Source organism: Ruegeria sp. HKCCA6837, from assembly GCF_013034475.1.
Lineage (GTDB): Bacteria > Pseudomonadota > Alphaproteobacteria > Rhodobacterales > Rhodobacteraceae > Ruegeria.
Map to the genome: position 1 here is coordinate 23,089 of NZ_WQGD01000017.1, position 20,210 is coordinate 43,298.

General features: G+C 55.1%; 10 protein-coding genes and 1 pseudogene. 6 read left to right on the forward strand and 5 right to left on the reverse strand.

Translation table 11 applies throughout. From position 1 onward, the window contains the following. Positions 1-60 precede the first annotated feature (60 nt). From GOV91_RS18785 to GOV91_RS18795, 3 genes are read left to right on the forward strand one after another with little or no spacing between them, the layout of a single operon-like run. The gene (locus GOV91_RS18785) at positions 61-6,513 is read left to right on the forward strand and encodes a GAF domain-containing protein (RefSeq protein WP_171236547.1); all 6,453 of its coding nucleotides are present in this window, start codon (positions 61-63) and stop codon (positions 6,511-6,513) included. A 3-nt stretch (positions 6,514-6,516) separates the two neighbouring features. Next, positions 6,517-6,858 carry an Hpt domain-containing protein gene (locus GOV91_RS18790; protein ID WP_171236548.1) on the forward strand — a complete coding sequence of 114 codons (342 nt, stop codon included), beginning with the start codon at positions 6,517-6,519 and terminating at the stop codon, positions 6,856-6,858. Beyond that, complete coding sequence (locus GOV91_RS18795; RefSeq protein WP_171181933.1) at positions 6,851-7,876, forward strand: adenylate/guanylate cyclase domain-containing response regulator; 1,026 nt, start codon at positions 6,851-6,853, stop codon at positions 7,874-7,876. The genes GOV91_RS18790 and GOV91_RS18795 overlap by 8 nt, the downstream gene beginning before the upstream one ends. Before the next feature lie 160 nt (positions 7,877-8,036). Here GOV91_RS18795 and GOV91_RS18800 read toward each other — a convergent pair whose 3' ends face one another. Both GOV91_RS18800 and GOV91_RS18805 read right to left on the reverse strand, forming a co-directional pair. After that, the gene (locus GOV91_RS18800; RefSeq protein WP_171236549.1) at positions 8,037-10,538 is read right to left on the reverse strand and encodes a cation:proton antiporter; all 2,502 of its coding nucleotides are present in this window, start codon (positions 10,536-10,538) and stop codon (positions 8,037-8,039) included. Between the two features lie 349 nt (positions 10,539-10,887). Further along, a complete protein-coding gene (locus tag GOV91_RS18805) occupies positions 10,888-12,420 on the reverse strand; it encodes a phospholipase D family protein (RefSeq protein WP_171236550.1) in 1,533 nt (510 codons plus the stop codon). 368 nt (positions 12,421-12,788) lie between these two features. On the opposite strand from GOV91_RS18805, the gene GOV91_RS18810 reads away from it, so the two are divergent. Next, on the forward strand, positions 12,789-13,034 hold the full coding sequence (locus tag GOV91_RS18810; RefSeq protein ID WP_217352042.1) for a LysR family transcriptional regulator: 246 nt from the start codon (positions 12,789-12,791) through the stop codon (positions 13,032-13,034). A gap of 311 nt (positions 13,035-13,345) precedes the next feature. Here GOV91_RS18810 and GOV91_RS18815 read toward each other — a convergent pair whose 3' ends face one another. Then, the gene (locus GOV91_RS18815; RefSeq protein ID WP_171236551.1) at positions 13,346-14,974 is read right to left on the reverse strand and encodes a N,N-dimethylformamidase beta subunit family domain-containing protein; all 1,629 of its coding nucleotides are present in this window, start codon (positions 14,972-14,974) and stop codon (positions 13,346-13,348) included. Between the two features lie 9 nt (positions 14,975-14,983). Continuing rightward, positions 14,984-17,458: a CoA transferase gene (locus GOV91_RS18820; protein ID WP_171236552.1), complete on the reverse strand. Its 2,475-nt coding sequence runs from the start codon at positions 17,456-17,458 to the stop codon at positions 14,984-14,986. Positions 17,459-17,563: 105 nt separating this feature from the next. Between GOV91_RS18820 and GOV91_RS18825 the strand changes: the two genes are divergently transcribed. Both GOV91_RS18825 and GOV91_RS18830 read left to right on the forward strand, forming a co-directional pair. Then, the gene (locus tag GOV91_RS18825) at positions 17,564-18,520 is read left to right on the forward strand and encodes a GlxA family transcriptional regulator (protein WP_171236553.1); all 957 of its coding nucleotides are present in this window, start codon (positions 17,564-17,566) and stop codon (positions 18,518-18,520) included. A gap of 65 nt (positions 18,521-18,585) precedes the next feature. Further along, positions 18,586-18,825, forward strand: a pseudogene (locus GOV91_RS18830) (IS5/IS1182 family transposase); the annotation flags it as partial. Between the two features lie 284 nt (positions 18,826-19,109). Here GOV91_RS18830 and GOV91_RS18835 read toward each other — a convergent pair. After that, complete coding sequence (locus GOV91_RS18835; protein ID WP_171236554.1) at positions 19,110-20,045, reverse strand: SAM-dependent methyltransferase; 936 nt, start codon at positions 20,043-20,045, stop codon at positions 19,110-19,112. Positions 20,046-20,210 lie beyond the last annotated feature (165 nt).

Here is a 20,210-nt window from a genome sequence, read left to right on the forward strand (position 1 = left end):
TATGCCCTCTAAACTGCGATCTTGTGTGTTTCATTGGTTTGCGCGGGAGCTCGAACGCAGGTGAATGGGAAGAGGACATCGGAAGAAACCGTAAGTTCAGCGTCGTCATCTGCGCATAGTGTGGGGCTCAGCGCGGATGATCAGCAGGCGCGGTTCGAAGCAACCGCACGGGTTATGCAAGCGATCTCCGAGACCAAGGATGATGTACAGCCGGTATGCGACCTGATTGTAACACTGGCAAAAGATCTCTGTGATGCCTTTTTTGCTGGTCTGGTTCTTGGGCGCGAAGGGGATGCGCGTCAGAAACTGGTTGCCAGCGTCAATCTACACCCGGATATCCAACAGCTCTGGCTCGACGGCAAGTACACGATGGAGCCAGGCAACTCGATCGTAACTGACACTATTCTCAGCGGCGAGACCAGACGTGTTGTCGACATGGGCGACACCGATTTCCATAGATCAGGAGATGAGCGCTTTAAGCTCATTGTAGACACGCATGGGTGCCGGAGCAATCTGTTTGTCCCGTTAAAGGTAGGTGGCAGCGCAATCGGTTGCCTGATGCTGGCACGGAACGAAGTGAGACCATACTCTGACGATCAGGTGCAGCTGGTTGAAACTTTCGCCGCTCAGGCGGTCATCGCGATAGAAAATGTTCGCCAGTTCAGCGAGTTGCAGGCCCAATTGGCCCGCGAAGGTGCCACGCGCGACGTTTTGGAGACGATCACCCGGTCTCGGGATGATGAAGCACCGGTATTTCAGACGATCTTGGAAAATACGGCCCGGCTTTGCGAAACGGACGTGGCTACATTGAGCCTCGTAAATGAGGCGGGAACCCATCTGGAATATGCGGCCCATTTTGGCGATCAATTGGCCACATATAAAGTCGGCGTGGATCGTTGGTCTTTGGATTCGAATTTACAGATTGCCGAAGCCGTGCGGGAAGCGCGGGTCATTCACAATGTCGATTTGCGCCAGACAGACCACTACATCAACGGGGATCGTTGGCGCCGCCAATTGGTTGATGAAGAAGGCGTCCGATCGTTTCTGACGGTTCCTTTGATGTCTGCGAATGGTGATCCTGTAGGCGTCATCGGGATTTACCGTCGGGAAGTGCGGCCCTTTACAGACAGCGAGATTTCTTTGGTCGAAGGCTTTGCGGCGCAGGCTGTGATCGCAATCGACAATACCCGCCAAATGAAAGAGCTGCGCTCACAATTGGAACGGCAAACGGCGACGCAGGAGGTACTGAGTGTCATCAGCAAAAGCCGTGACAATGACGCACGAGTCTTTGAAGCCGTGCTTCAGCAGGCCACGGAAATCTGTGACGCGGATCAGGCGGCGCTGGTTTTGGTCAACGCTGCGGGAACCCACATTCAATTGGCCGGTGCATGGGGGCACGATAGAACCGACGTTGAATTAGGAGAAGAGTGGCCTCTTGATGGTTCGGTCACGGCAGCGGCGGCGATAAGAAATTGCAAGGTTGTACGTGTCGAGGACATCGCCGACACCGAGTTCTACCGCTCGGGTGATCCTACGGCTGTTACTATGGTCGAGATCGAAGGCATCAGGTCACGGGTTGTTGTGCCCTTGATGCTGGGGGAACAGGCGATCGGTGCTATTGCGGTTAGCCGCCGCGAGGTCCGCCCATTTTCTGATCCCGACGTGCAATTCATCGAAGAGTTCGCCAAACACGCAGTCATAGCGATAGAAAATACGCGCCAATTTCGAGAGGTTCAGGAACGGCTAGAGCGCGAAAAAGCATCGCGAGAAATCCTCGAAGTCATCAGCCGCAGCCGCGATGACGAAAGACCTGTATTCCAAAGCATTCTCAAAAACTCCAGCCGTTTGTGCAAAGCGCCGTTGGCCTTTTTATGTGTCGCTGATCACGAACGCGGTCTCGCAACGATCCCGGCCAATATTGGCGCAAGAACCGATTTTGACGAAGCGCTCAAAAACTTTGTAGAGCCGCTAACACGCACTGAATTAATTGCGATCAAACCAATGATCGATGGCGAGGTCATTCGCCAGGACGATATTGCGGACGATCCTCTTTACTTTAGGGATCGTGACCCAAAACGGGTTCAGATGGTTGAGATTGAAGGAGCCCGCTCGGTTCTGGCGGTTCCGTTGATGAAGAACGGCACCGGTTTAGGAGTGATCGTGCTCTATCGTCGTGAAGTTGCACCTTTCTCAGACGACGATGTGGCTCTGGTCCAAACCTTTGCGGCTCAAGCCGTAATCGCAATGGAAAACGTCCGCCAGTTCCGGGAAGTGCAGGATCGGACAGCCGAAGTGACGCAAGCCTTAGAATACCAGACCGCCACCTCTGACGTGTTGTCGGTCATCTCGCGATCTCCAGACGAGCTGAGACCGGTGCTCGAAGAAATCCTGAGGGTCGCAAGCCGAATCTGCGAACCAAAATACGCCGCTATTTCGTTCCTGAATCCCGAAGATGGCCTTTATCACACTGATATCATGCTCGATTTTGACAGTGATTTCATGAAATTCATGAAAGCTAACCCGGTGCCAGCGGGACACGGGAGCGGCATTGGTCAAACAGCTGCACGAGGCGAAACAGTCTATTACAAGGATACCGAGGCGGACGAGTACAAATGGAAAGAGGCCGCGCGCATCGGGAATTACCGTTCGCTCCTGGGCGTACCACTGATCAAGGGCAAAGCTGTGGTCGGAGTGATAGTCCTGTGCCACGACAAAGTCGCACCGTTTGATGCAAAGCAAATCGCCCTTTTAGAAACTTTTGCGGCTCAGGCCGTAATCGCGATCAACAATACTCAGCTGTTCGAAGAAGTTCAGGCCCGTACAGCCGAAGTTGAAGAGACACTGAAGTACCAGACAGCCACATCTGAGGTGCTTGATGTCATCTCCCGGTCACCCAACGATCTACCGCCTGTGTTGGATGCAATCCTGGAGGTATCGTCGCGCATCTGCTCGCCAGAGTATGCATTCTTTGCCATGCGAGATGCCGACGATGGGCTTTATCGCGTGGTTGTGTCCCATAATGTAAGCGACGCGTTCCTGGATTTCTTGTCAAACAACCCAATAGCTCCTGACGAAGGTTCATGTATAGGGCGAACCGCGTTGCATGGAGAAACGGTCTATATCGAGGATACTCGGAACGATGCCTCTTACACGTGGAAAGAAGCTGCGGAGATAGGAGATTACCTTACTACATTGGGGGTCCCACTTGTCAAAAATGGTCGCACGCTTGGTGTTATTGTTATGGCACACAGGCAGGCGTCGGCATTTAGCGGCAAACAGATCAACCTTCTGGAAACATTCGCGTCCCAGGCCCTGATTGCTATCAACAACACGCAGCTCTTCGAGGAAGTGCAAAGGCGCACGGCAGAAGTTGAAGAATCGCTGGAGTATCAAAAGGCCACGAGTGAAGTACTCGAAGTTATTTCCCGATCTCCGGACGCCTTAGAGCCGGTATTGGAAGCGTTGCTTGCCGTTTCGTCCCGTATTTGCCGCCTTCAAGATGCTTTTGTGGCGCTGAAGAAACCTGAAGATGGCAAGTACCATTTCTTTGCTGGCCACAACGTGTCAGACGCATTCACCGACTTTATCAAAATGCACCCATTTGAACCGGGGGAAACATCTGCAACTGCACGGGCGCTGTTGTATGGGCACGCCGATTACGTCGAAGATACTCAGGCCGATCCCAATTATGATCCAGTTCTTAAGTCGAACCTCGACGGTTATCGATCCGTTCTTTCGGTACCGTTGATACGTGACGGCGACACAATTGGTGTCATCAGCATGGGGAGCAGAACCCCCGCGGCTTTTGACGAGAAGCAAATCAAGCAGATGGAAACTTTTGCGTCGCAAGCGATAATCGCCATTCAGAACTCGCAGCTTTTCAATGACACGCAAACTGCACTTGCCCGCCAAACCGCGAGTGCGGACGTTCTCAGAGCTATTTCTGAATCCCCAACCGATACCAAACCAGTATTCGAGAAGATTGTCGGACTGGCAACGACGCTGATAGACTGCGACCTGGCTATTGCCATTCAAGCCAATAGAACTGAGATTTGGCAGGTCGCTGTCGCAACTCCTCAAGGTGTGGAAGAAGTCAAGTGGACGGATCGGCTTCCGATTGATCCCGAGGACAATTTACCGTCCTGGTCGATCAAAAGTGGTAAGACGCTGCACATGCCAAAGTGGCGCTACGATGAATTACCGCGGCGCGACAAAAAAATCTTTCGCGAAAAGGGCTTTAAATCGTCTTTGATGGTGCCCTTGATGCGCGGGAAAGACTGTTTCGGCAACTTGGTATTTATTCGAAAGACGTCAAAGGTTTTTACGGACGACGAAGTGTCGATTGCCGAGTCTTTTGCAGATCAGGCCATCATCGCGCTGGAAAACGTGCGCTTGTTTAACGAGACTCAAGCTTCTTTGGCGCGTCAGACTGCGAGTGCGGACGTTCTACGGGTGATCAGCCAATCTCCTGACGACATCAAACCTGTCTTCGAGGCCATTGCAGAGGCAGGCGTACGGCTGGTTTCCTGTGACATGGTAGCCGCCATGACAGCGCAAGATAATACGTTCGAAGTTCTCGCAAGGGTCAGTTCAGAAGGAGTTGCCACCCTTGAAGGCAACCAAAGTTTTCCGATCGACCCGGATCCGATGTCCAGCTTTCCTGCTCAGGTTCTTCATCACAAGAAGATGCTTCATCTGCCCGATTGGGACACGATCGAGCTCTCGCCATTCGAACGGATTACGTATGATCGGCATGGCGTTCGCGCCGCTTTGTTGCTGCCCCTGATGAAAGGCAAAGCGTGTCTGGGCGTGTTGGTGTTCGCTCGGAAAACAGCCGGGGCTTTCACCAAAGATGAAATCGACCTCGCGTACTCGTTTGCGGATCAGGCGGTAATTGCCATCGAGAACGTGCGCCTATTCCGTGAGGCCGAAGAGGCGCGAAAGGCCGCAGAGGAAGCAAACGAAGCAAAAAGTGCTTTCCTGGCGACAATGTCCCACGAAATTCGAACTCCCATGAATGCCGTAATCGGGATGAGCGGGCTGTTGATGGACACAGAGCTGGATGCCGAGCAAAGTGACTATGCGAATACGATCCGCGATAGTGGCGATGCGCTTTTGGGTATCATTAACGAAATCCTCGATTTTTCGAAAATTGAAGCTGGACAGATGGATATCGAGAACCATCCGTTCGACCTGCGCGAATGTATAGAAAACGCGCTCGATTTAGTCAGCGGCAAGGCTGCCGAGAAACAACTCGATTTGGCCTATGAGTTCGATGACTCACTCCCCCAGGCGATCAGCGCGGACCTGACCAGATTGCGGCAAGTATTGCTGAATCTTCTTTCTAACGCAGTGAAATTCACCGAAAGCGGAGAAGTGGTTCTGTCAGTTGAGCAATCTGCCGAGGTAAACGGATCACTGGAGCTGACGTTTAGAGTCCGCGACACAGGTATCGGCCTATCTAAAAAGGGTATGAGCCGCCTATTTCAGTCTTTCAGCCAGGCAGACAGTTCAACGACCCGCAAATATGGCGGCACTGGTCTGGGTCTTGCGATCTCGAAACGCCTCGCCGAACTTATGGGAGGGACCATGTGGGCTGAAAGCAAAGGAGAAGGAAGCGGTTCCACCTTTGTTTTCAAGATTCGGGCAAAACCTGCAAAACCAGTTAAACCGTCTTCTCGCAATCTTGTTGGCCCTCAGCCTGAACTTGAAGGCAAACGCATTTTGATGGTCGACGACAACGCCACCAATCGCAAAATCCTGTCTCTTCAAACCGAGAAATGGGGCACCCGGACCACGACGTGTGCATCTCCGTCAAAAGCGCTGAGTATACTTGAAGAAGGCGTCGAGTTCGATCTAGCGGTTTTAGACATGCATATGCCTGAAATGGATGGGGTAGAGCTTGCCAAACATATACGCGCCAAGAAGCCGGGGTTGCCACTAATCCTTTTCAGTTCACTTGGCCCGCGCGAAATAGATTTGGAGAATGGGCTCTTTGCTGCCAACCTTGCCAAACCTTTGCGCCAATCACACCTGTTCGATACCCTGGTCACACTGTTCGCGACTGAAAAGGTGCGCGTAAAGCCGTCAAAACCACAGGACAAACCCCAAACCGATCCGGACATGGCAACGCACCATCCACTGCGAATTTTGCTGGCTGAGGATAATTTGGTGAACCAGAAACTTGCACTCCGCCTGCTGGAACAGATGGGCTATCGCGCTGACTTGGCCAGTAACGGTGCTGAGGCTGTCGAAAGCGTCAACCGGCAGACATACGATGTCGTTTTCATGGATGTGCAAATGCCCGAGATGGATGGGCTTGAAGCGTCTCGCCGTATCAACAAAGCGCATCCGGATGGAAGCCGTCCTCGCATAGTCGCTATGACCGCCAACGCCATGCAGGGCGACCGTGAGATGTGTCTGGAAGCAGGGATGGACGACTATATCACCAAACCGATCCGCGTACCTGTCCTCATCGAAACCCTTTTAAATTGCCCCAGAACAAGAAGGTGATCCGTGACAGAAAGCCCGATTGATCATGAAATCTTCATGGAGCTAAAGGACGCCACAGGCGAAGAGTTCGCAGCCGAGCTTGTGAACACCTTTCTCGACGAAGCGCCAAGTATGATTGGCGAATTGAAAGCGGCCGCGGACGAAGCCGATGCCGACCGATACCGCCGTGCTGCACATTCTATCAAGTCGAACGCCAACACGTTCGGTGCGACGGCTCTTGCCGAACTGGCCCGGAAAGTCGAACTGGGAGAACTGCCCGAAGCCGGAGACTTAACAGACGCTGCCGCTTTAGAGACCGCCCTCGCCACTGCCGCTACTGCCTTACGGAGCCTGATTGATGTCTGACGCCCCCGGTCATTTGCTCATCGTCGACGACAACAAGGTCAATCGCTTGCTTTTATCTCGCAGCGTAGAGCTCTTGGGCCATCAAGCATCGGTCGCGGAAAACGGCCGAGTGGCGATGGAGATGTTGTCTGGTCAGCCATTTGACTTGCTTTTGCTGGATATCGAGATGCCGGAAATGGACGGTTTCCAGGTTCTTGAAGCTGTCAAATCGGACACGGAACTGCGGGATTTGCCAGTGATCGTGACGTCGTCTGTTGAGGGACTCGACAATGTCGTACGCTGCATTGAATTGGGTGCCGAAGACTACCTGCCGAAACCAGTCAACAAGACACTTCTCAGTGCGCGCGTCTCCAGCGGCCTTGAAAAGAAAAGACTCAGGGACGAACAAAAGCGACTGCTAGAGCGTTTTGCAACAACTGAGGTGGCCCAAGACCTACAGGAATCTGGCTTTGCCATAGGTGGTAAGCGCGCCAATGCTTCGGTTCTATTTTGTGATATTCGCGGCTTTACGACCTTGTCGGAAAACCTCGCTCCTGAGGATACGATTGACCTGCTCAACACCTTTTACACCTTGATGTTTGAGGCAGTTACCAGCAATGGCGGGATTGTCAGCCTGATGCTGGGTGACGGGTTGATGGCTCTTTTCGGAGTTCCGCAGCCCCTGCCCAACTCGGCGCAAAGTGCAGTGGCGGCAGGACATGAAATGCACAACATGATCGAGATGTTAAATCTCGAACGGCGCGCAGAAGAAAAAAGCGACCTAAAGATCGGTATCGGAATAGCGACCGGCGAAGTCGTCGCTGGCTATGCCGGGACAGACAACCGGGCGACGTATACTTGTATCGGATCGACCGTAAACCTTGCTGCGCGCCTGGAAGCAGAAACGCAGAAAACCGGAAGCCGGATGTTGATTGATCAAGAAACCTTCGATCTTTTGGAAGGGGCTGACGTGTTGCAGACATTTGGTGGCACCAGGATCAAAGGTTTCTCTGATCCGATCGATATTCATGCGCTTTGACCATTCGCGCAGCGCAGTGGGTGAACTCCGTTATTCAATGAACTCAAAATTTATGAAGCAACGCCATGAGCACACCGGCACGGGTTTAGCAGACAGGTAACTATCGAGACCTGTCCAAGCGTCATCAGCTAGGACTTCGTGCAATTCGAAAACTTGGGCGTTACTTCGGCTCAAGAAGCTTTTCCAGTTCGACACCTTGGTTTGCGGCGCTCGAAAGTACGGCTTCGCGCAACGCCTTACTGCGCTTAACAAGCCTCCGGAATTTTTCTTCATCCAAAACCAATAAGGTCGTGGGTACAATCGCTTGGACGGAGGCGCGGCGTTTTTGGCGGAGCAATAATTCAGCTTGCCCAAAAATTTCACCCCTACCCAACCGCCAACTCTGGCCGCCCATCTCCAATTCAACTGCTCCTGACGCAATGAAGTACACGCTTCGCGCCGGAGCGTTTTTTTGGATGACAACTTCGCCTGCCTCAACATAGCGCGTCTTCAAAGCGCGGACGAGCTTTCTAAGCCTCGCGGGATCCACGTCTGAGAATACGGGCAATTGTTTTACAAGCTCGGTGGCCCGCGGTGCAATGTCGATCCTTGGGCGTTCTTCTTCCTTTGCACGTTTCGCGGAAACATCATTCAAGAGTACGGAATAGAGTTCTGCACCTATGAGCCCTTCATCGAACATTTCGGTGTACTCTCGTTCTTCCAGCCGCAGAGCAATTCGGCGAATGAAACGACGCTGAACTTCTTCTGCAAAACCCGGGTACTGAAGCTGAAGGCCGTCAAGAGCTGTATCGACATATTCTGCGCGCCGATCAACAAGCTCCCTTAGAATGTCCGTCACCCTTCGCCCATGTATTCGGCGAATGCGTCGTTCTAAAAACCGATAAACGTCCCGCAGAACGAGGCGTTGTGCAAGCAAGACCTCAAAACGGTGCGCGGTCACACGGGCAAGTGGTGTTTGCAGCCGGAGCTTGTTGTTTAAAAAAGCGGCAATGCGAAACAAACGTCCGTAGTCCACAGTGCGACGTGCCGCTCGCAAGTATCCCGTGCGGCCCTGCAAGCGTGTTGCTTCAATAAGCCGGTCAATATCCAGAAGCGCCTTTTCGGCCAGTCGAATAGAAAGTGATCTGTCGCGCATGTGGCTAAGAACAAAATTTCGTTCCGCTCCTGCCAGGGCAAGGAGGCCCAGGGTTACGCGGTCCCGGTCAAGAATGTCTTTGCGCTCTTCGGCCGAGCGAACCTCTGTTTCCAGTCTTTGCCCGAACTGAACAGCTTCAGCCCTGATGATTTCCGGGTTCAGTTCGTAGCTCGCAGTTGTTTTTTCCACATCTTCCCGAACTGTCTGGAGCGACACAGCAACAACCTGGCGGGACAAGGCTTCGTCTACTGATGAAAGCTTATCGAGCCCAAGGCGACGTATGAAGGGCCTGAGAGTCGGCCCTTGAACGATCAGGGTAAATAGGGTGAAACCCGTCGCGAGGATACCAACGGCGCGTTGCGTCTCGGCGGCGACTTGATTGTTCTCGGTGACAGCAAGCGCCAATGCCAGCGTCACCGCACCTCGCATACCGCCCCAGAGTATTGCGTAACGAAACGGACGTTCCACAAGTGGTGAAACACGTACGAGTGACAAAAATGGCAGAAAACCAAACAGAATGAAGACCCGCGCGGCAACTGCGGCAACAATCACAACCAAGATCAGCACAAAGTCCGTCCACTGAACACCGCTTAACAGTTTGGGGATTAAAAGCGCCGCCAAAATGAAGATCAAAGCTCCGGCCCAATGCGCAAGAACGTCCCATACATCTGTGAGGCTTGCCCAAGCTTGGGGGGTCAGGCGGCCGGGCGCAGATAGGTTCAATGTGATCCCAGACACAACAACCGCTATTACACCCGACGCGCCGACACTCTGCTCGGCAATGACATATGCCAGATAAGGTAAGGCAATGGAGATCGAGATTTGAGCGAGCTCGAAACCTTCAATCAAGTTCATCAACCATAAGCTGGAACGCGCGAGAACCCATCCTGTCACAGCCCCCCCAACCAAAAGTAGTGGAAACTGAACCAAAGCATCTTGCGGTCGCGGGTCGGGCGCGCCGACCATGACGAATCCTATGAACAGTCCAAATAGGGCGATTGCGGCTGCATCGTTCAAAAGGCTCTCGCCTTCGATTATTCGCGCCAGTCTTTGCGGGGCGGCAATCGAGCGAAAGATGCTAACAACCGCCGATGGGTCCGTCGTTGAAATGATGGCGCCCAGCAGCAGGCAAGCAACGGTAGGAAGGGAACTAACTGCCGCAAGAGCAAACCCAACGGTGAATGTCGCCACAAATACCGCGACAATAGCCAGAACGAGTATCGGCACCCAGTCGTCCAGCATACGTCGCAAGTTCATACCCAACGTCGCCTGAAAGAGTAGCGTGGGCAAAAAAATGTAAAGAAACACATTCGCGCGGATTGGGAACCCGAGGATTGCTTCCGCCACCGGGTTCATCACTTCCGTCAGATCAGTCTTAAGGAAAAAGGTCGCGGCAACACCAATTATGATGCCAAGAACCGCAAGAACGACGCTGTATGGAATTTGAAAGCGTGCCGCAACTGGCTCGGCAAGACCGATAACCACGAAAAGCGAAGCAACCACTGTTGTTACAAGAACAATGTCCATCAAACGTCGCCTGTTATGATGTCACGGGGCACGCTTTCATTCGCGCTCACGCGGATCGGCACTGTAAGACTCGGCCGTCTTTTTGGGGCTGGCATTGCGCGGAATGGTTCATTCCATGCAGACTTTATTCTCAAGAACATCGCGTTCTTGTAGGATGCAGGTTCTGAAAATTCGATTGCCTGAGCGGATAGAGCAAAGCGCCACCTTTCGTTTTTGGCTTCGACATCTTGCCGATGGCTCTCGCCAGCTTCACCCGCATAGTGGTTGAAATCCTTCACGGTAAAACCTTTTCAAGTGCAGCCGCTTCCCCAATTACGTCGGCAAGCCGTCAGAGTATCTATTGAAAAACCTAAAGCTGAGACCCGATTGGTAAAATACTTAGAAATCCGGCGACTATATGATCCCAGGCCGACCCCGTCGGCTCTGATCGATATTCGAGAACGTTGCCATCCTCTCCTCTTGTCGTCCATTTTAGTTGACCAGCTTGCTCTAGCGTCACGTTATAAGTGTATGCGGGTAGCGCCTCGTCCAAAACACCCATGGTTTGCGTGGTCAAGGTTGGCGAATCTATCAGAATTCCCATTTCCGTGTTTATGTTGACAGAACGCGGATCCCAGTTGAACGATCCCACAAACAAGTAACGGTCATCAACTGCGAATGCCTTGGAATGTAAGCCTGACCTGGACTCAGCCCAGTTGATACCGCGGCGTTGAACCTGATAGGCGTCAGGCCGTAGCTCGTAGAGTTCTACTCCACCGCGTAATAGTGCTCGGCGTTTTTTGGCATAGTGCGCATAAACGGGTGCGACATCGTTAGATGCCAGGGAATTGGTTACGACCTTTACGTCGACACCGCGGCTTTCTAGTTCGGTCAGCCATTTCACACCGTTGTTGCGCGGCACGAAATACGCGGACACGATATTCACCTCACTGCTGGCATTCTCGAAATACGGAAGCAGTTGAGACGCAAGAATTGGATCTGAGTTCTCGAGACCTGCGGCTTTTGAAGGCGGATCAGCATACAGTTTTGCGGGCAACCAATCCAATGATAGGGCTCCGTCCGCAAAATTCTCTTTTGCTGACTTTCTGAGGGCCGCGCCGTACTGCGTTTGCTTCGCTTTCTCGACCAGTTCATTCAACATGCGGCGCGCATCGCCAAGATCAAATTCTTCAGGTTCACCAACGACCACATGCGCAGGAACGGCGAACTCGCTGTTCCAATACGCATCGAAACTACGGGATACCTCACTTACAACAGGACCTGCTGCCAGTACGTCCAAATCTGCGTAGTTCATTTCCTTCCGTGCCAGAAAATACTCGGCACCGATGTTTCTTCCACCCACTATTGTAAACACGTTGTCAGCTGTCATGGACTTGTTGTGCATTCTGCGATTGATGCGTTTGAAATCTGTCAGCCCTGCAATCAGCAGGCTTTGATCCCTCCAAAACGGGTTGAACAGCCTGATCTCTATGTTCTTGTGGTTGTCCAAAGCGGCGGTCATCGCGTCATAGCTGGACGTATCCATGTCATCCAGCAGAAGCCGGACACGAACACCCCGATCTGCTGCCTGCAATAGACTGGCTGCGAATAGATGGCCCGTGGGGTCGTCGTGCAGAAGGTAATATTGTGCGTCAATTGTTCGCTCGGCTGCAGCGGCCATCAACAGCCGAGAGACAAGCGCTTCTTCCCCATCACTGATTAGCTTGACACCCGACCGACCGTCTTTGGGGTCGCCAAGCCGGTTGGCTGCCTGTCCCAAAGTTGTATTTGCACTCGCTGGCAGCGAAGCCGTCACTGTCTTTTCATATGTACGTGTTTTGGGGGCACAAGCGACCAGTGCAACCGTGCAGAATAGATAAACCACGAATTTCCACGGCGCCATCGACATCCTCCAAAACCCATGCCCTAGGTGACTACGACGGGGCACGCGATTGCAAGTTTGTTCTTTGAAGCCTTTGGTTGTTTCTTTTGTAGGTGTTGTTTTCGCAAGAGTTTTTGTCGCTGACCTCTGGAGTCGCGATTTTGACTCTATCCCATTTCAAACGCGCTCTGACATCAGCCAAGTGGGGACGGGGGCAATGCCTCGCCAAGAGAACAGAAATGACCCCACCCCGGATTCTGTGCCGCAAGCCGCGGCATGTGGCTCTGTTCCCTGTGGGTTTCCTGCCCACCACAAGGTCCCGTTAGAATTTGTTTGACAAATTCCAATTCAACACAGGTGGTTGAGCCAAACTCATCTATAGAGCGCACGTGCTACCCGATCTAAAAGGCCTCTCTTATCTGGGCGCGCTGGTCTATTTCCACGACGCCGCTGAAAGCCTGAGCTTTTTGCGCGCTACCCAGGGGCTGAACGCGACGACATCGGCGGTCAGCCATCGGATAACCGCGCTGGAAGACGCCAAGCCGCTGTTTGACACCAAGGCCAATCCGGTCGCTGCGCTTGGCGCCCAGATCGGCGAGGCGTTCTGGAAAGAGGCGCTTCCGCACATCCATTAACGCGACCGCTCGACCTGGCGTCACTGGCTGAACGCGGTCGGCGCTTCGACCGACTTTACCGAGCACGGCGAAGTGCTCACAAACCCCATATGGTTCTGGAGGCGGCGGGTTACAGACGGGGCATCGCCATCGGCTTTTTCCCTTTATTGACAAGTTCCTTGATCAGTGGCGGCTTGACGGCGTCGGAGCGCAATCGATCAGTTCGAACCGGGGCTATTTCTGCAGGTGAATTCTGGCGCCAGACTGCAGGCCAAGGCCTTCGTCGATTGGGTTGCGGGTCAGGCGGAAGAGTTGATGGTTCGGCCTTAGGCTCAGGACCTGAACCGCTCCAACACGTTCCGGGTGATCTGTTCGACCTGCCAGTCCCGCCGGGTGAGGCCCATGACCCATTCACAGGTGGCGGCGTTGAAAATCTCTCCCTCGCCGCGCGCCCAATGCAGGATCACGCCGTTACCGCGGGTGCTACGGTCCAACGAGTCCTGTGTGATCTCGCCAAAAAGGGTCTGCGCTTTGAACTGCGCGTCGTCGTCGCCGATATAGACTGTTTCGCCCCACACCCCATGCGCGGGTTCCACATTGGTGGCGAGCCCAAGGGCCAGTATCTGGATTGCCAGGTCCGCCCCGTCGCTGCCGGTGGGAAAGGGCAAGCCGTCCTCCATCCGGTAGTCCACCCCGTCGACTTCGTAGCCAAAGATGCGAGAGGCCGCGCCCAGCTGATCGCCATAACCCAACTGCGTGTCCTGGAACGCCCAATGTTCGGGCTGGTAGACCGTGAAACCACCACTGCCCTGGCCGACGCAGCGGCCCAGGCCGGCATAGACGCCTTTCAGCCCGTTTGCGCCGAAAGTCTGGGCTCCTGGCCAGTTCACCGGGTCCACCTCCCACGCCGTTGTGACCAGATGCGCCTGATCGGTTCCGATCAGAGGATCGCGTTCGGCGTTGTATTTGTAGCAAATCTGGGTGCGGCCTTCGTCCTCGATCCGGGTTTGCCACAGGAAGTTGCCACCAAACCGCGCGACCCGTCCGCCTGCATCAACATAGGCGTCGACCGCATGACGCATATTGGCGGACCAGTATTCGTCGTGACCCACGAAAATCACGCATTTGTAGCGGCTGAGTAGCTCTGGATCAGCGTCGAGGTCATGTTGGGCCGCATAGTCCAGTTCGAAACCCTGCGCCTCGGCCCAGCGCGCGAAATGGCGTTCGTAACTGGCCCAGCCGGCGGAAGCGTATTTCTTGGAATAGCCATAGGCATAGGCCCATTCCATGTAGGGATATCGCACCATGCCGCCGGGCACATGCGGAGCCTCGGGCACCGCGCGGGGGGCGCCTTCGGGCAGTTTGCAGAACCCCCGCGTCCACGGGCGCTGGGTGGAAACGACCGGTGAGAATTCATTGCCTTCGGGCCCGTTGATTCCTTCGTAATGGTTCGAGCCACCCCAGCAGTTATAGGCCAGCCAAGTGCCTGTTGCGCAGACCAGCAGGTACGGCGCCGGGGGTCTTTCGGCCGCGCGGCGCAGCAGGAACAGGTGATGTTCTTCAACCCGGTCTCCATCGCGTTCTGCGCTGAGTGTGACCAGATAGCCGCCCTCGCGCCAGCCTTCCGGAATGGTGAAGTCATAGGAACCTTCCCACCCGCAACCGCTGACGGAACACTCGACGGGCGTGTCCTGATGCACGCCAGTTAGCCCGGTTTCGGACAGCAGCGGTTCATAACGCAGTCCGTCGCGTCCCATCTCCACGTTCCACTGCGCCGCGGTGGTCGACACCCGCAACGTCACTGTGTCACCTGGGGCATAGGTCATCCGGTCGGTATACCCCCAGATCTCAAGCACTGCGTCATCGCGCGCCGGACCGATATAGTAGTTGTCCAGGATATGCCGCGCCTTGGCCCGCGTGCGGGGCGTCGTGGCAGGGCCTGGCCTTTCCGAGCGTGTCATCTCACCATCCTATTCCGGCAGATATTTTTCGGACCAGCTTTCGCTTGCCGTTCCAGCAGTGATCATTGCCTTGATCTGGTCGCCAGAGAAGCCGATTTCGTTCAGAATCCGACGTGTGTCGGATCCGTATTTGGGCATTGGCCCAGGGATCGCGATCGCCGCGCGCGCAGGACGAACCGCATTTGGCGCCACCAGATCACACCAGCGGCCCATCGGATGTTGGTCGTGTCGGATCACGCTAAAGGTATTCCCCGCCAGGTCGATTTGCCCCTCACTCTCAGGCTGCAAAACCGCATCGCGGGTTTCATGCAGCGATCCCAACGGCATTGCTGTGGCAGAACTTCCGGCAAAAGCCTGCGCCCAGTGAGCCGCGTCGTGAATTGCGAACCGGTCTGAAAGTGCTGCAACCATTTCTTCTTCAGGTATCTTGGCCAGGTCAGCCAGTTCCGGCACGCGCATCAGCGCGCGTCGTTCCTCGGTGGGGGCCGCAAAAAACATCCAATCATCTGCAGCCCGGTAGCAGTGATAAAACGGACCCCAGCCCAAGGCCTCGCGTCCTGAAGGTTCATCAAAAGGGGCACGGCCGTCAAAATCGTACATCAATTGCGCCTGTATTAGATTTCCCGCACCGGCCAGCGCAGCACGGGCAATGCCGCCTTTGCCGGTCTTTTCAAGCCGCAGAAGTGCCGCCCCCAGAGCTACGCAGGCACAGAACCCGGTCAATACGTCGATGGTCCCGAAGTGCGCGTGTTCTTCAGGCGTTTGCATACCACCGCCAAAACGCACCATGACCCCGGTCGCGGCCTGTGCCAGGTCATCGTAACCCAGGTGATCAGATTTCGGACCGCGTGCGGGACCGCCAAAGGCGTCAAGCTGTACCAGGATCAGGCGCGGGTTGATGGCTGCAAGCTGCGTTTCACCCAAGCCCAAGGCATCGCGCTGTTCGTCAGTGCCGTTCATGGTGATCACGTCTGATCTCTTGATCAGTTTGCGCAAGGCCACCTGCCCATCCTCTGAGCGCAGGTTCAACAGGACACTTTCCTTGCCGCGATGCGCATGCAAACCGAAAACGACAGTGTTCCAGGGATCAACCGAAGGTTCCACCGGCTGCACGGACGTCACTTGCGCTCCGAAGCGGGCCAGGGTCGATCCGATGGTCGGACCGGCGATTACGTTGGTCAGGTCCAGCACCTTCAACCCGTCGAGCCAGCCTCCCGCGCTGTCGCCGGTTTTTCCCGTCCGGGGAGCCTCAGCCAGGATGTCGGTCAAAGGGGCGCTATCTGAATCCGGCCCCGGACGTTTGACCAAGGCACCCTCATCTCCGGCCAACCACGCTACGTTCCCCAACTGCCGCATGGCACCATGGCGCGGGTCGTCGACCTCCAGCACCAAACCTGAGGCCAGCGCATGAGGATCCGCCAGCCATTCCCTGGTAAATCGTTGCGCCGTGGCTGGCGCCTTGGCCGCGCCAAACAGGACCTCCCATTCTTGCGAGGGCTTGGTCAGAAACGCAGCCATCATGGCTGCTGACACGCGCGCCCGGTCCCGGTCGCCAACGGGGTAGTTGCGCAGGGACCAGTCATCCGGCCAGTCCGCCGTATCCAGATAAGCATCGAAATCAGGCAACTCATCCGCCAGTTCTTTCAGGCCCAGCGTCTCCAACACACGACGTGGATGTGTTTTGACGCTGCCCGCCACGACATAGAACCCACGCCCGTCCGCGCAGGTATAAGTGCGGTAGAACGGATCCAGGAACTCTTCCAACTCACCAAAGCTGAGGTCCATGGGCAGACCTTCGGCCGCACGCCGGTAAAGCTCTACTTCACGCGGGGATTTGTAACGTTCGGGGTAATCCTCGATCTGTTCACAGTTATAGACCAACCCCTCCAGCAGCGAAGAGGCCAGCGGAACCTCAATGTGCTCTCCTCCATTGCGGTTCCGGGCAAGCAGCGCAAATTGAACCGCCATTGCGCCGAATGCCGCCCCATAAGCCGAAGCAAGCGTCAGCGGAGTAAAGGACGGGTTGATCCCCATCAATCGCCGGTTCAGGCCCATATCGGTGAACTGCCCAGTACGCGCAGCGATTACGGCCTCCCAGGCTGGCAGATCTGCCAGAGCCGGGTCTGTCGAGGCGAAGCCTGGCAAGGACAGCGACACGATGCGCGGGTTGATTTCGCGCAGTGCCTCAGGCCCCAGACCCAACCGCTCCATCACACCGGGTCGGAAGTTTTCGATCACCACATCAGCGCGCGCGACCAGTTCGCGTGCCGTCCTCAGGCCCGCCTCGGTTTTCAGATCCAAAGTCACCGCAGTTTTCCCCCGCGACAGCATGTCGGTGGCGGGGTCCTTCAGCCGCGGCCCACCGGGCGGGTCGATGCGGATCACGTTAGCCCCCATATCGGCCAACATCATGCCGACCAAGGGACCAGCCAGATATTGGCCAAAATCAAGCACACGGATGTGGTCAAGGGGCCGTGTCGTCATATCAACCTATCTCCTTGTCGGGCTTCGAGCACTGAACTGACGTTACGATTGCGTTTCCGAAGCCGCCGAACCAATATTGCCAAAAAACGCGCGGATTCTGCCAAGATGGCTCCACTCACCATCACAGTTCTTTTGTCGGAGCGGTTCTCCAACATCGTCCTTGCCTGCCTGCTGGAACCTCTGCGTGTTGTGCGCGACAGCGGTGGGTCAGACATCCGGTGGACAATTCTGACGGTGAATGACGCGCCTGTGACCAGCTCAAGCGGCATTCGGGTTGCGCCAGACGACTACCTTAAACACATGGAAGCGGCCAACCTGACGCTAATCGTAGGCGGGGATGACTTCCGCAAAGAGGCCGCAGAAAAACAACTCTCACGGCAGCTGCGCCCTCTGCTGCGGTCAGGAGTGGTGATCGGAGCAGACACTGGCGCATGGCTGATGGCAACCTTGGGGTTGCTTAACGGTCGACGGGCAACCATTCACTGGCAGCTCTTTGACGAGTTTTCTGAAAGCTTTCTGGCCACTGCGGTATCACCTGACCGGTTTGTGCAAGATGGGCGGTTTTGGACCTGTGGCAGTGCGGCAACCGCGCTTGATCTGATTCTGGAATTTATTACTGGCCACTTCGGGGCCGCCGCTGCGCAAGAGGCGGCGGCCATGTTCCTGCAGGACAACACAACTGCGCAACTTTCCGGCTCCGCGCTGCATGGGCTCCGCGCCTTCGGCTCCGAGAAGCTGCGTATGCTGTCCGCCAGGATGGCTGACACGCTGGAAAAACCCCTGCCTCTGGCCGAGCTTGCGGCCTGCGCCAACATGTCTGAACGCAGTCTGGCGCGGCTGTTCCACCAAGAACTCGGAGTGTCCCCTGGACAGCACTACCAGGCCATGCGCCTGACACGTGCGCGTGATCTGAGCACACACACCCGGCTGAGCATCGAGGAAATCGCCCTGCGCTGCGGCTTTTCTTCAGGCTCGGGGCTGCGCAGGGCATTTCAAAAGCAATATGGCCAGCCGATCCGAAGGAGAACCGGCAGCCCGCGGGGTCAATCCAACCCCCCGTAGTGGGCGTTTGCCTCTCGCAAGGTTGCTTTCAGCCCCTTATCCAAATCCACTGTCGATAATAAACAGAAGATGCCCGGAAGTTGGCACGCGACATCGCCAAGACCCGCGAATTCGACATCTCGATGAAGCTTCGAAATAAATTCGAGATGCTCTTCGCCCACCTAAAGCGCATTCTTGGTCCGGGACGCCCCCGGTTACGCGGCCCATGCGGCGCAAACGATGAAATTCTGCTCGCCGCCACAGCCCAAAACCTTCGCACACTGGCCAAGATCTTTCCCGCACCGCAGCAAACACTCAAAGCCTGATCAGAAAGGCGTTTGTGCCGCCTCCAGAACGCCGCTCTCGGCACCAGCAACACATTGTTTTTCCACGGGATCAGCTCAGTTCTGCCGTTCTACGCGGTGGTCATAATTGGCCACCCGAAACCCAAAGCAGACCTTTAAGCCCAAGCGTGGTGACTTGCGAGATGCGGGCATTGCTGCCGCTCTTCGCATCGTTTGGAACGTCTGGTGAGCCTATCAAATAGCGATATCAAAGGGATTGAAACACGTCCTAAAACTATATGAAACAACCTTCAAACTGTGCTGTATCAAAGAACCCAATGGGGTTTTAATTGGCAGAGAGAAAACGAAGAGGCGTCGAGCTGTTCAATGGGAAAGTCCAATGAATCAATGCTGAGCCCCAGCGCTTTCACGTAGTCTCCGATACGCGCGCTGCCATAAAGGTGATCAAGCACGGAAAAGCTCTGCTCAGTAGCAAAGTCGGATACCTCGTCGGGAGCCACATTGAACAGGAACGGTTCTCCCGCACCCGCAACAGCATTTCCGATATCGTCGCTTTCGCCCATCGACTGGGAAACACTTGCGGTAGACGCAAAACTTGTCAGAAACCGGGTCGCACGCGACCGGTTGGATTTCACCATCTGATAGACTTCAGCGACCTCAGCAGGCGGGACATACTCCAGCGAGACTTCGGCGATAAATACGGTTCCGGCATTGTGGTCATAGCCGAGTTCCAAAAGTTTATTCAATGTCGTCTCACGTGCAAAATCCACTGCGGTATAGCGGATACTCGGCGGAACACCAAAGTTTCGGGAAATCAGCAAGCGTTTGGCGTCTATCGTTTCAGGCCGATCAACTTCAAAAACAGGGACTTGGCTGTGGCTGCCGGACAAGCGCAGCCCAATTGTGTCAAGTCCGGAACCAAGGACCACGATTTGTCGCGCACCGTCGGCCACAGCTTGTTCGGCCAGGCTCTGCATAAACGTCTTACGCCACAAAACGGAGGCGACAAGTCGCCGGGCGATACCATTTTCGTCTGCGAAAGTGAGCACGGATGGCCAGTCAGTCAACCGGTCAAGAATTCGCTGACCGTCGACTGCCCCCTCGGCAAAAAGCCGCTCTGCAAATGGATCGTAAAAGACATCGCGATAGGCCGGATTTCTGTTCACCATCGCGCAAAAGGCACAGACGCCAAGGGCTGTTCGGCTCAAGCCGGGTTGGGCTGTTTCTGGAACATAGAACACAGTGGTTTCCCCACGACTTTAGTATCAAGGGTTCTAGAGATCATCTATTTTCGTCCAAGTCAAAGATGAGGGATCTACTCTTGCATAGCTTCCAATACCCCGATTGTGGCTTGCGGCACCTGATAAGACTTCAAAAATTCCTGCTCTGGGCCGCTTGGTTTTATG

Excerpts from the sequence above, each read along its gene's own strand:
- GOV91_RS18795 (WP_171181933.1), top strand. The coding sequence starts at position 6,851 with ATGTCTGACGCCCCCGGTCATTTGCTCATCGTCGACGACAACAAGGTC.
- GOV91_RS18800 (WP_171236549.1), bottom strand. The coding sequence starts at position 10,538 with ATGGACATTGTTCTTGTAACAACAGTGGTTGCTTCGCTTTTCGTGGTT.
- GOV91_RS18805 (WP_171236550.1), bottom strand. The coding sequence starts at position 12,420 with ATGGCGCCGTGGAAATTCGTGGTTTATCTATTCTGCACGGTTGCACTG.
- GOV91_RS18815 (WP_171236551.1), bottom strand. The coding sequence starts at position 14,974 with ATGACACGCTCGGAAAGGCCAGGCCCTGCCACGACGCCCCGCACGCGG.
- GOV91_RS18820 (WP_171236552.1), bottom strand. The coding sequence starts at position 17,458 with ATGACGACACGGCCCCTTGACCACATCCGTGTGCTTGATTTTGGCCAA.
- GOV91_RS18825 (WP_171236553.1), top strand. The coding sequence starts at position 17,564 with ATGGCTCCACTCACCATCACAGTTCTTTTGTCGGAGCGGTTCTCCAAC.